Origin of the sequence: Pseudomonas serbiensis, from assembly GCF_030580745.1 — a bacterium.
In the GTDB taxonomy this organism is placed as follows: Bacteria; Pseudomonadota; Gammaproteobacteria; order Pseudomonadales; family Pseudomonadaceae; genus Aquipseudomonas; species Aquipseudomonas serbiensis.
Genome location: NZ_JAUQOO010000001.1, coordinates 470,861 through 483,012 on the forward strand (window position 1 = coordinate 470,861; position 12,152 = coordinate 483,012).

A 12,152-nucleotide genomic window follows, 5' to 3' on the forward strand; every position below is an offset into this window, starting at 1 on the left:
CTTCCTGCTTGCCACCATTGGGGGCTGCCGATGAAGATAGCCGCAGTCAGCTTCAGGATTTGGTGTTTTTCATGCAGGTTCCCCCTTTGTCCCCAGACTTGTACCAGTCCACTGATGACTCTTGTGCTGTATCACCTGCACCTTCAGATGAAGACTCCGTGGAAGCCTTGCTGCGCGAGGCGAGAAGCCGCATGCCCAATGTGGCATGGGCGGCCTACGGTGCCGGGTCACACAAGCGTCTGCTGGGGAGCGGGTGTGTACAGGCTGACTGGCTTGGGGAAATTGCCTGTGACGGTTTCGATGACTTCTGTCGCTCGCGGCAGTTGCATCGCTGGGTCATGGGGATGGGCGAAGCGGCGCTGGGCTGGTTGCTGGCGCCCCTGTCCGAAGCCGATAACCCGCAATTGGCCGATCTGGCCCTGCGATTGGGGTATCTCTTGCAAAGTGCTGCTCTGGTCAGGGCGCAGAATACCCAGCGCGTCCTTTATGAAATCAGTCATCTGGCCAGTTCGACACGGGACCGTAGCACCTTCCTCAAAGGCATCCATAAACAGCTGGCGACTCTGATCGATGCCGAGAACTTCTATCTGGCGCTGTACGACGGCCAGCGAGACAAGATCACTTATCCCTATTACATCGATGTAGCCGACCACGAAGCGCTGGAGCCGGAGAGCTTCGAGTATCTCGACCGCTCACGGCTATCCATGACGGGCTATGTCCTGACCACCGGCCAGCCGATGTTCATTGATGCCATCGCTATCAGGCAGGCTCAGGCTCAGGGGCGCTTTTTCTGCGAGGGGCGTCATCCCGAGTTCTGGATGGGCGCACCGCTCAAGAAGTCATCGGACGAAGTCTTTGGCATGCTGGCCATGCAGGTCTACGACGTCTCGCGGATTTACAGTGTCGAAGACCGTGCGCTGTTTCTGGTGGTTGCCCGGCATGTGGCGATGGCGCTGGACCGGATTCTGCACCGGGCCGACCTGGAACATACGGTGTTGCTGCGCACCCAGCAGCTTTCGGCCGCCAACGATGCACTCAGGCAGGAGGTGGCAGATCGCGAGCGGGCAGAGCACCTGCAGAGTGCGTTGTTCCAGATTACCGAGCTGTCCAGCCAGCCGGGCGATATGGCAGAACTGTTCCACAGCCTGCATATGATCGTCGGCGAGTTGCTGGTGGCGTACAACTTCTATATCGCCCTGTACGACAGTTCTACACAAGAAGTGACCTTCCCGTATTACAGCGATGAGCGACTGGCGACGCCTCCCAGGTCGCGGCGGGGGCAGCGTGGCTTTACCGAATACGTCATCCGCCAGCGCCGTCCTTGCCTGATCGATAAAGAAGATGCTTACAGGCTGGAAAGGGAAGGTGAAATCGAGATTCAGAATGAATCCAATCGTTCGTCATCCTGGTTGGGCATCCCCCTGTTCGAGGGGGACGATGTACGAGGCGTGCTGGCGGTGCAGAGCTATTCGCAGAACGTCAGCTACACCCTGCGCGATCAGGAGTTGCTGACCTTCGTCTCTCGCCATATCGATACGGCCTTGTCCCGGCGTAGCGCTGCCGAGGCGATACATACCGCTAATCTGCGCCTTGAGGCACGGGTTCAGGACCGTACCCGTGAGCTGGATCTGGCCAATGCCCGGCTTCAGCATGAAAACTCCCATGACTCACTCACCAGCCTGCCCAATCGCAGCCAGTTGCAACAGCGCCTGAAAGAGGCCTGGCAGGCTTTCAATAAACATGACCAGCAATTGGTGGTCATGTTTATTGACCTGGACCGGTTCAAGGTCGTCAACGACAGCCTGGGCCATCACTTTGGCGATATCCTGTTGGTCCAGGCGGCTGCGCGGTTGCGCAGTTGTATCCGCGATTGCGATTTGCTTGCGCGTCTGGGGGGCGATGAATTTGCTGTGCTGGGGATCGGTGCGCCGCTGGCTGTCGGGGTCGGGATTGCCGAGCGCATTCTTGAAGCGTTCGACCTGCCGTTCTTTATCAGCGGCCATTCGGTCTTTTCTTCGTGCAGTATCGGAGTGGTCGGGGCTGATCGTCAGTTTCACCAGGAGCCAGCCGATTTGCTGCGTGATGCGGACACGGCTATGTACCGGGCCAAGAATGGTGGGCGTGACAGCTTTGTCGTGTTCAATCAGGAGTTGCGTCGCGAAGTCTCGGACCAGGTCGAGCGCGAAGGCGCATTGCGCAAGGCGCTCAAACATACCAACGAACTGATTCCGTATTTTCAGCCCATCATTTGCGTCAACACCGGCAAGCTGCTGGCGCTTGAAGCCTTGATCCGCTGGCGTCAACCCGATGGTCGGGTCATCGCTCCCGGCAGCTTTCTGCCAGCTCTGGAAGGGTTTCGCCTTATCGGGCGTCTGGACCTTTACATGTTGCAGCGGGTGATTGCCATTCTGGCTGATCCGGCCAATGCTCACTGGCCGCCGGTGCATGTGAACTGCTCCAGTTACAGCATCACCCGTCCCGAGTTCGCCTCCGAAGTACTGGCCTTGCTGGCGGAATACGACGTTGCGCCTTCGCGGCTTTGCCTGGAGCTGACCGAAGGCGCGCTGGTGGCAGATCCCGAGCAGGCTCGTCAGTCCATGAAACAATTGGCTGACAGGGGCATGTCGGTGGTGCTGGACGATTTCGGAGCGGGCTTCTCATCGCTCAGCTATGTGCATCAGTATCACTTCAGCGGCTTGAAGATCGACAAATCCTTCATTCTGGAGCTGACGACCAGCGCCAGAAGCCGGGCCATTGTGCGCGCTATCGTACGAATGGCCGAGTCGCTGGATCTGACGGTGGTGGCCGAAGGGGTTGAAGACCGCGCTACCCTGGAGCTGCTGCGCGGTATGGGAGCGGGGCAGGCTCAGGGGTATCACTTTGCGATGCCGTTGCCTCTGGAGCAGCTCGACCTGAACAAGGATATCGAGTTGGGCCAGCACTGGAACCAGACCGGCAATGACTTGCCATGACCGGCATTGTCTTTCCTTTCCTGTCAGGCTTTTGGTCGGGCCTCTGTAATAAAGTCCTTATTAATCAGTCGATTATATTTTGTTGAGAGGGCTGGCACTGGTTTTGCTGCGAAAGGGGCGCACCCACCGCAGGAGGTGAAAGATGATTATCAACAACGGCACGCTTGAAGGTCTGGTTTCCAGATTCGTCGGGCGCAAGACAGTGGATGAGGTTTCCCAGAACTCATTCAGTACTGTTGCGGCTGCTGAGAGTCTGGTTCCGGCAGTCACTCCGGTGACCGCCAGGGCAGACAGTTCCGCATCTCAGGACAGTACCAAGAGCAACAATGGGTATGACGAGTCTTTTGCCCGGATGATGTTCAACATCAAGACCCTGGCCGAGAAAACCCTGTCCGAGGCGACTGCCGACAGCGATAACGGTTTTATCGCCTCGACCGGCTCAACCAGTGCAATCAACACGGATACTCCGACTGGCTCTGTTCAGCAGGAATTCATGGATTACATGAAGCAGTCTGCCGAAGAGAAAATGCGTGAAAAACTCACTGGCGTCAGCAAAGAGGAATACGACGCCATGACGCCTGAAGAGAAACTGGCTCTGGACAAGAAAGTCCAGGAGGCTCTCAAGGAGCAGCAAACCGCTGCCGTTGATGACATCAATGCCAGAATCAACGGCATCAAGGCCGGGATGGTTGCGTAGCGTATCTTTCGCGAATGAATTCGCTCCTACGCGGGTGTAGGAGCGACTTCAGTCGCGAAAATCACGCCAGCTGATGCCGATACGGCAGATCCGGCCCCACCTTGGTACAGGTCAGTGCCGCTGCCCTGACGGCAAAGCCGAGCATTTCATCCAGGGTTTCCCGCGACAGTGATTCCAGGCTTTGCGCGTTGTCCAGTTGGCGTTCGCTGAGGAACGTCAGCAATGCTGCCTGAAAGGTATCTCCTGCGCCCACCGTATCCACGGTCTTGACGCTTTGTGCCGCCACCGACCAGTTTCCGTGTTGCCGGGTAAAAATGCTGGCACCTTCCGAACCCCGGGTCAGGACCACCAACTGGCAGCGCTTGTTCAGCCACTCTTGCGCAATGCTTTGCGGGGTGCTGTCCGGGTAGAGCAGGTGCAGGTCTTCGTCGCTGACCTTGATGATATGCGCGTGCTCGGCAAAGGCGTGGATCCGGGTGCGCCAGCGCTCTATATCCGGCTCCGGATTGAGCCGCACATTCGGGTCCAGGGTGATCAGACGGTTGTTGCTTTCCCGGGCAACCAGCGCCAGCAAGGTATCGGCGACCGGCTGCACAACCAGTGAAAACGAACCGACATGAATGCCGCGCACTTTTTCATCCAGTGTGGGCAAGTGTTCCAGGCGCAGTTGCCGGTCGGCACAGCCTTCGCCCCGGAAACTGTAGGTGGGCGAGCCATTGGCACCGACTGCGACCATGGCCAGGGTCGTAGGCGCTGCAAAGTCGATCAGGTAATCGGGGTTGACCGCTTCCTGCTCCAGCACCGCCCGCAGGCGCTGTCCGAGATAATCGGTGGACAGCCCGGCAAAAAAGGCCGCTTCGACCCCCAGACGGCGTAAACCTATCGCCACGTTGAAGGGGGAGCCACCGGCAATGGCTTCAAGGCCCAGCCGGTTGAGCGAGCCGTTGTCGTCCGCTCGGGTAAAAATGTCAAAAAGCGCTTCGCCGCAGACAAGAAACATAGGTGCTCCGTGAAAGGGCAGGATCAGGCTGCCCGCAATTGATCTTGATAACGTGAATAGACTCGCTCGTAGGCGGCCACGTTCTCCTGGACTGGATGGGTTTCGCTATCTGGATCAAGCCTGACACAACGTTCGCAAAGTGCTTGCAGATCCGCTGTCTGCCCATGCTCGCCAGACCAGCACCAGGCCGCCTGAATCGCCGCACCCAGTGCCGCCGCTTCGGCGTATTCGGTGCAGATGACGGGAGTATCCATGATGTCGGCAATCATCTGTCGCCAGATGGCGCTTTTCGAGCCGCCGCCGATCAAACGGATGGTCTGGCTCTTGATGCCGCTGGCCCGCAGCAGGTCCAGCCCGTAGCGTAACCCGAGGCTGGTCCCTTCAACCACGGCCCTGCACAGATTGGCCTGGGTCAGGTTGGTGCTGTTCAGACCCAGAATGCTGCCGGTGGCATCGGGGAGGGCGGGGACCCGTTCGCCGTTTAGAAACGGCAGCATAAGCACGCCCTCCGCACCAATCGGGGCCTGGGCTATGGCCTGATTGAAGCCGTTGATATCCAGCGCGAACAGCTCGCGAATCGCACTGGTGGCATTGGTCAGGTTCATGGTGCAGATCAATGGCAGCCAGCCATCGGATGAGGAGCAGAAGGTTGCCACCGACGCTTGCTCGCTGACAAATGCCTGATCGGCAAAGGCGTAGATGGTGCCTGACGAACCGAGGCTCATGGTAATCAGGCCCGGCTGGATATTGCCGGTGCCGATGGCTCCCATCATGTTGTCGCCGCCACCGCTGGACACCACCGCTTCGGGATTCAGGCCCAGCCGCCTGGCGACTTCATCCCGAATCGTGCCGACCTTGTGTTGCGCCGGCAGTAGTTCTGGAAGCGCCTTGCCCAGGCGGCCGGTCGGGTCGATATGCGCCAGCAGCGGCAGATCCCATTCCCGGCTGCGAACATTGAAGTAGCCCGTTCCCGACGCATCCCCATAGTCCGTGCAGCAACGCCCGGTCAGCCAGTAATTGAGGTAATCGTGAGGCAGCAGGATCTTGTCGATGCGCCCGAACAGTTCCGGGTGCTGCTCCTTGGTCCACAACAGCTTGGAAACCGTATAGCCCGGTGCAATGACCAGCCCCAGACGTTGCAGCGAACCTTGCTCGCCGCCCAGATAATCCAGCAGGCGCTGGTTCTCGGGAGTGGTTTCGGTGTCGCACCACAATTTGGCCGGGCGCAGCACCTGGCCCTGAGCGTCCAGCAGCACCAGACCGTGCTGCTGGCCCGAAACGCCAATGCCCTTGATCTGCTGGCCTGAAATGCCAGCCTGTTTCAGAGCGCTGCGGGTCGCCTGCTCCAGCGCGTCCAGCCACTGCTGCACATCCTGTTCACGTCGGCCATGGGCGTTGCTGATCAGGCTGTGCGGGGCTGAGCCTTCGCCTAGCACCTGACCGCTATCAGCATCCAGAACGATGGCTTTGGTACCTTGGGTCCCGCAATCGATTCCAAGAAACATGGTTGCCTCTCAAGGGCTGTTGGCCAGGATTTTTTCCAGTGTGCCGCTGACTCCCAAGTCCCGCAGGTTATTGAGGTTCTGCTCAAAGGCTGCGACGAACTCGGCCGAGCGAGGGATTGCCAGGCCAAAGATTTCTTCCACGTCCAGCAGCCGCTGAGTCAGCAAAACATCGTCGGCCACCAGCGCCTGACAGAAGTCAGCCCGTGGATCGGGAATCCTGTAGGTCGTGCCGTTCTCGTCCACGCCCTTGAGGTACAAGGCCCAGGCAGCCACCACCAGTGATGCGCGCTCCAGATTGCCCTGATCGAGAATCAGCCGGTTAATGGTCGGAATGGTGAACTTGGGGAATTTCGACGAGCCGTCCGAACACACACGCTCCAGTTGATCGGCAATCGCCTGATTGGAGAAGCGCTCGATCAGCGTGTCCTTGTAGCCTTCCAGATCGATGCCTGGCACCGAAGCCAGCTGCGGGGTGACATCCAGGTCCATATAGGCCCGGATATAACGCACGAACAGCGGGTCGTTCATGGTTTCGTGGACGAAGCGGTAACCCTTCAGAAAACCCAGGTAGGTCAATGCAAGGTGGCTGCCGTTGAGCAGCTTGATCTTCATTTCTTCGTAGGGCGTCACGTCGTCGGTGAACTGTACGCCGACCTTTTCCCAGGCCGGGCGGCCATTGACGAACTTGTCTTCCAGCACCCATTGCACGAACGGCTCGCAGACCACTGGCCATGCGTCGTCGATATGCTTTTCATCGGCCAGTTTCAGGCGGTGGGCCGAGCTGGTCATGGGCGTGATGCGGTCGACCATGGCATTGGGGAAGCTGACGTTTTCGGCAATCCAGTCATGCAGGTCGGCATCGCGCAGGGCAGCAAAGGCCAGCAGTGCCTTGCGGGTAACGGCGCCGTTGTGGGGCAGGTTATCGCAGGACATCAGCGTAAAGGCCGGTATGCCCGCAGCACGCCGACGGGCCAGCGCGGCACACAGAAAACCGAATACCGTGCCGGGCGTATTGGGGTGGGTCAGGTCGTGGCGGATCTGCGGCAGGTGCGCCATGAACTGGCCGTTGCTGTCGTCGATGCAATAGCCACCCTCGGTAATGGTCAGGGACACAATGCGGATGTCCGGGCTGGCCAGTTTGTCGATCAAGGCCTGGGGATCTTCCTCGGCCAGCAACATGCCACTGATGGAGGCGATGATCCGGGTTTCAGTGTCTGGCGTGTCACCCAGCTCATACAGGGTGTACAGATAGTCCTGGCCGGCCAGTGCATCGCGCACGGCCTGGTCTTCGGGGCGCAGGCCGACGCCGCAGATGCTCCAGTCCAGACCTTCACCGCTGTTCATCAATGCATCGGTGTAAAACGCCTGATGTGCGCGATGAAATCCACCGACGCCAATATGGGCAATGCCCTGGCGGGTTTCGCTGGCAGAGTAGGCGGGGCGGGCAATATCGGCGCCCAGTTGTGACAGGTTCTGTTTGTTCAGTTTCATGTCAAAGGCTCTCCAATACGTTAGGCAGCGACCGGCAAGGCCTTGGCAATGACCAACCCCTGATCGTCGAACAGATGGCAGTGGGCGCTATCGAGATGCAGGTTCAGGGTTTCGCCGTACTGGCTGGCCAGATCGCCACGGATACGCATGGTCAGCGCTTCGCCCGAACGGGTGCGGACATGGCAATAGGTATCGCTGCCCAGACGCTCGCTGACATCGGCAGTAACCTGCAACTGGCACTCGCCGTTCTGGGCAATGTTCAGATGCTCGGGACGAATGCCCAGCGTGACCGGAGCCCCGACACTCAAGCCGGCACGTCTTACCGGCAGGGTGATGCGTGTACCGGCATCCAGTTCGACTTCGCAGTCCTGGTTGTCGACGCGGCTGATCCGGCCCTTGAGAAAGCCCATTTTCGGCGTGCCGAGAAAACCCGCGACAAACAGGTTGGCCGGATGGTGATACAACTCCAGTGGTGAGCCCACCTGTTCCACCTTGCCGCCATTGAGCACCACCACCTTGTCGGCCAGAGTCATGGCTTCGACCTGATCGTGGGTGACGTAAATCATCGTTGCCTGTAACTCTTTGTGCAGGCGCGACAGCTCCAGCCGGGTTTGTACCCGTAAAGCAGCGTCGAGGTTGGAAAGCGGTTCGTCGAACAGGAAGATTTTCGGGTTGCGCACGATGGCCCGGCCAATGGCGACCCGCTGGCGCTGACCACCTGAAAGCTGCTTGGGTTTACGCTCCAGCAGTGGCCCAAGCTCCAGGATGCGTGCGGCTTCATCCACTTTCTTCTTGATCTCGGCCTTGTCGCCGCCCGCCAGGTCCAAGGCAAAGGACAGATTCTTGCCCACGGTCATGTGCGGGTACAGGGCGTAGGTCTGGAACACCATGGCCAGGTCGCGCTTGGCCGGTGTGACCTGGGTGATCTCGCGGCCATCGAGTTCGATGCTCCCCGAGGTGACTTCCTCAAGCCCGGCAATCAGGCGCAGCAGGGTGGACTTGCCGCAACCCGACGGGCCGACAAAGACCACGAACTCGCGATCCTTCACATCCAGATCGATGCCTTTGATGATCTGATGGCCGTCGAAGCCTTTTTGCAGATTTCTGATACTGAGATTAGCCATGCTTGACTCCGTTTTTATTCTTGAATTCGGGCTATTTGACTGCGCCGAACGACAGGCCGCGGACCAGTTGTTTCTGGCTGATCCAGCCGAAAATCAGGATCGGTGCGCAGGCCAGGGTCGAGACGGCCGAGAGCTTGGCCCAGAACAACCCTTCAGGGCTTGAGTACGAGGCGATCAGTGCAGTGAGCGGCGCGGCGTTGGACGAGGTGAGGTTCAGGGACCAGAAGGCCTCGTTCCAGCACAGGATCAAGGACAGCAGCGCCGTCGAAGCCAGGCCGCCCTTGCAGATCGGCATCAGCACCCGGAATATTTCCTGGCGCGTGCTGGCACCGTCCAGCCGCGAGGCTTCGAGGATTTCTCCCGGAATGTCCTTGAAGTAGGTGTAAATCATCCAGACCACGATCGGCAGGTTGATCAGCGTGTAGATGATGATCAGCGCCAGACGCGAATCCAGCAGGCCGAAGGTCTTGGCCAGCAGATAGATCGGCATCAGCACGCCCACCGGCGGCAGCATCTTGGTCGAGAGCATCCACAGCAGTGTGCTCTTGGTGCGCTTGGTCTCGAAGAACGCCATTGAGTAGGCCGCAGGAATGGCCACCAGCATGCTCAGGATCGTGGCGCTGAACGAAATCAGTACCGAGTTCCAGGCGAAGTGGAAGTAATCGCTGCGTTCCTGAATGTGCAGGTAGTTTTCCAGCGTCGGCGTGAAAAACAGTTGCGGCGGCGTCGCGAAGGCGTCGATCTCGGTCTTGAAGCTGGTCAGCACCATCCAGAAGATCGGGAAGAACACCAGTGCGGCGATAAGCCAGGACAAGACCCCGAGCAGCAGGCTTTGCAGGCGGCGTGATTGTTTGAGCGTCATCATGGCAAGGCCCTCATGACTTGTCGGTGAGGTTTTTGCCGATCATCCGGATCAGGATGATCGCCGCGATATTGGCAATGACGACCGCAATCAGGCCGCCCGCCGAGGCCATGCCGACATCGAACTGCAGCAACGCCTGGATGTAGATCAGGTACGCCAGGTTGGTCGAGGCAAAGCCCGGCCCGCCATTGGTGGTGGTGAAGATTTCGGCAAACACCGAGAGCAGGAAAATCGTTTCGATCATCACCACCACGGCAATCGGCCGGGCCAGGTGGGGAAGGGTCAGGTGCCAGAAAATCGCAATCGGCCCGGCGCCATCGAGTCGGGCGGCCTCTTTCTGCTCCTGGTCCAGCGACTGCATGGCGGTCATCAGAATCAGGATCGCGAACGGCAACCATTGCCAGGACACGATGATAATGATCGACAGCATCGGGTAATGAGCGAACCAGTCGACGGGCTCGGCCCCGAAGAAGCGCCACACGGCGGCCAGTACGCCGGAAACCGGGTGGAAAATCAGGTTCTTCCAGATCAGGGCGCTGACCGTTGGCATGATGAAGAACGGCGAGATCAACAGTACCCGTACGATGCCGCGGCCGAAAAACTCGCTGGCTTCCAACAGGGCGGAAATCAATACACCGAGGATCACACTGATCGCCAGTACGCTGCCCACCAGCAACAAGGTATTACCGGCACCGGGCAGGAAACCGCTGTCGGTGACGAAGTACGTGAAGTTTTCCAGCCCGACGAATTCGTTTTCGCCGGGGCTCAACAGGTTGTAGCGAATCAGCGAGAAATAAATGGTCATGCCCAGAGGCACGATCATCCAGATCAGCAAGAGCGCCACGGAAGGGCTGACCAGAAACCATCCGGGTTTGAACCTGTTGTTTCTGGCCTTGGAGGCATCGCCGGACAAATCCGGGCGAGCAGGAATGGCTGAGGTCTTCATGGGGAACTCCGAACCGGGATTTGCCTGTCAGCGGGAGTCGAGGGGCAAGTGCCCCTCGGCTTGAGTCGTGAGGCCTACTTTTTCGGGTAGCCGGCTCGTTTCATGTCGCGCTCTGTGGAGTTTTGCGCCGTTTTCAAGGCGTTCTCCACTGTCGACTGACCGATCAGTGCAGCCGAGAACTGCTGGCCGACACTGGTGCCGATGGCCTGGAACTCGGGAATGGTCACCAACTGGATGCCCACGTAAGGCACCGGCTTGAGCGTTGGTGTCTTGGGCGTCACGGCCATCAGCGATTTGAGGGTGATATCGGCGAATGGCGCGGCTTTCTTGTATTCATCCGTGTAGGTCGATGCCCGCGTACCTGGCGGCACGTTGGATACGCCGTCTTTCTCTGCGACCAGAGCGGCATATTCCTTGGACGTTGCCCACTGAGTGAAGGCCTGGGCGTCCTTGGTGTTCTTGGCACTGGTCGGAATCGCCAGCGACCAGGAATACAGCCACGACGAGCCTTTTTCCGTCACTTGATGAGGCGCATAGGTAAAGCCGACATGGTCGGCGACCTTGCTCTGGCTCTTGTCGGTGACAAAGGAACCAGCCACGCTGGCATCGACCCAGATAGCACACTTGCCGCTGTTGAACAGCGCCAGGTTCTCGTTGAAACCGTTGCTCGATGCGCCCGGTGGCCCGGATTGCTTCATGGTGTTGACGTAGAAGTTGAGGGCGTCTTTCCATTCCGGCTGATCGAACTGGGGTTTCCATTGTTCATCGAACCAGCGTGCGCCGTAGGCGTTGGCCACCGTGGTAATCAGCGCCATGTTCTCGCCCCAGCCGGCCTTGCCGCGCAGGCAGATGCCGTATTGCTCCTTGGACTTGTCGGTGAGCTTGCCCGCGAACTCGGCAATCTGGGTCCAGGTCGGACGCTCCGGCATGGTCAGCCCGGCGTTCTGGAACAGGTCCTTGCGGTAGTAGGTAATCGAGCTTTCTGCATAGAACGGCAGGGCAAACAACTTGCCGTCCACCGACAACCCGTCGCGCACCGACGGGAAAACATCATCGAGCTGGTAACTGGCAGGCAGATCCTTCATTTCCTGCAACCAGCCCTTGGCGCCCCACAGTGAGGCTTCGTACATGCCAATGGTCAGCACGTCGAACTGGCCGCCCTTGGTGGCAATGTCGGTGGTCAGACGCTGGCGCAGGACGTTTTCTTCCAGCACGACCCAGTTGAGCTTGATGTCAGGATGTTGTTCTTCAAAGGTCTTGGAGAGGCGTTGCATGCGAATCATGTCGCTGTTGTTGACCGTGGCAATGGTCACGGTCCCTGCAACAGCGTTGCCGCCGAACAGGAAACCGGCGCTGAGGACTGAACTGGCAAGCAGTAATTTTGCTGGGGTCTTCATTGATCACTCCTCGTCCATGCTCTGGGAGTCATGGAGGGTCGGTTATTGTTTTTGTCTCTTCCGGAGGTGAGGAAGATGTGAGCTGATTACAACGACCTTGAGACGCGATGACAAATCCTGCACCGCACTTCAACTGATACTTTTTTGCATTCGGCAGT

The 12,152-nt window shown here is 58.8% G+C and carries 9 protein-coding genes; 2 read left to right on the plus strand and 7 right to left on the minus strand.

Features of this window, described 5'->3' with window-relative positions:
• The first annotated feature begins 71 nt into the window (after positions 1–71).
• Both Q6A51_RS02090 and Q6A51_RS02095 read left to right on the plus strand, forming a co-directional pair.
• Positions 72–2,972: a sensor domain-containing phosphodiesterase gene (locus Q6A51_RS02090; RefSeq protein ID WP_405046109.1), complete on the plus strand. Its 2,901-nt coding sequence runs from the start codon at positions 72–74 to the stop codon at positions 2,970–2,972.
• Positions 2,973–3,114: 142 nt separating this feature from the next.
• Complete coding sequence (locus tag Q6A51_RS02095; protein ID WP_304574007.1) at positions 3,115–3,669, plus strand: hypothetical protein; 555 nt, start codon at positions 3,115–3,117, stop codon at positions 3,667–3,669.
• 61 nt (positions 3,670–3,730) lie between these two features.
• On the opposite strand, the gene Q6A51_RS02100 is transcribed toward Q6A51_RS02095, so the two are convergent.
• The 7 genes from Q6A51_RS02100 to Q6A51_RS02130 all read right to left on the minus strand — a co-directional run bounded on the left by Q6A51_RS02100 (position 3,731) and on the right by Q6A51_RS02130 (position 11,994).
• Positions 3,731–4,669: a carbohydrate kinase family protein gene (locus Q6A51_RS02100; protein WP_201019544.1), complete on the minus strand. Its 939-nt coding sequence runs from the start codon at positions 4,667–4,669 to the stop codon at positions 3,731–3,733.
• Positions 4,670–4,692: 23 nt separating this feature from the next.
• Complete coding sequence (gene xylB, locus Q6A51_RS02105; protein ID WP_304574008.1) at positions 4,693–6,174, minus strand: xylulokinase; 1,482 nt, start codon at positions 6,172–6,174, stop codon at positions 4,693–4,695.
• Between the two features lie 9 nt (positions 6,175–6,183).
• A complete protein-coding gene (locus Q6A51_RS02110) occupies positions 6,184–7,665 on the minus strand; it encodes a mannitol dehydrogenase family protein (RefSeq protein ID WP_304574009.1) in 1,482 nt (493 codons plus the stop codon).
• A 20-nt stretch (positions 7,666–7,685) separates the two neighbouring features.
• Entirely contained in the window at positions 7,686–8,789 is a 1,104-nt protein-coding gene (locus tag Q6A51_RS02115) for an ABC transporter ATP-binding protein (RefSeq protein ID WP_304574010.1), read from the minus strand.
• A 31-nt stretch (positions 8,790–8,820) separates the two neighbouring features.
• Positions 8,821–9,654, minus strand: coding sequence for a carbohydrate ABC transporter permease (locus Q6A51_RS02120; protein ID WP_201002010.1), 834 nt, complete (start codon positions 9,652–9,654; stop codon positions 8,821–8,823).
• Between the two features lie 10 nt (positions 9,655–9,664).
• A complete protein-coding gene (locus Q6A51_RS02125) occupies positions 9,665–10,597 on the minus strand; it encodes a carbohydrate ABC transporter permease (protein ID WP_201002012.1) in 933 nt (310 codons plus the stop codon).
• A 74-nt stretch (positions 10,598–10,671) separates the two neighbouring features.
• Positions 10,672–11,994, minus strand: a complete 1,323-nt coding sequence (locus Q6A51_RS02130; protein WP_304574011.1) for an ABC transporter substrate-binding protein — start codon at positions 11,992–11,994, stop codon at positions 10,672–10,674.
• Positions 11,995–12,152: the final 158 nt, after the last annotated feature.

Coding starts and splice junctions, on each gene's coding strand:
- Q6A51_RS02120 (WP_201002010.1), bottom strand. CDS start 9,654: ATGATGACGCTCAAACAATCACGCCGCCTGCAAAGCCTGCTGCTCGGG.
- Q6A51_RS02095 (WP_304574007.1), top strand. CDS start 3,115: ATGATTATCAACAACGGCACGCTTGAAGGTCTGGTTTCCAGATTCGTC.
- Q6A51_RS02125 (WP_201002012.1), bottom strand. CDS start 10,597: ATGAAGACCTCAGCCATTCCTGCTCGCCCGGATTTGTCCGGCGATGCC.
- xylB (WP_304574008.1), bottom strand. CDS start 6,174: ATGTTTCTTGGAATCGATTGCGGGACCCAAGGTACCAAAGCCATCGTT.
- Q6A51_RS02115 (WP_304574010.1), bottom strand. CDS start 8,789: ATGGCTAATCTCAGTATCAGAAATCTGCAAAAAGGCTTCGACGGCCAT.
- Q6A51_RS02110 (WP_304574009.1), bottom strand. CDS start 7,665: ATGAAACTGAACAAACAGAACCTGTCACAACTGGGCGCCGATATTGCC.
- Q6A51_RS02090 (WP_405046109.1), top strand. CDS start 72: ATGCAGGTTCCCCCTTTGTCCCCAGACTTGTACCAGTCCACTGATGAC.
- Q6A51_RS02100 (WP_201019544.1), bottom strand. CDS start 4,669: ATGTTTCTTGTCTGCGGCGAAGCGCTTTTTGACATTTTTACCCGAGCG.
- Q6A51_RS02130 (WP_304574011.1), bottom strand. CDS start 11,994: ATGAAGACCCCAGCAAAATTACTGCTTGCCAGTTCAGTCCTCAGCGCC.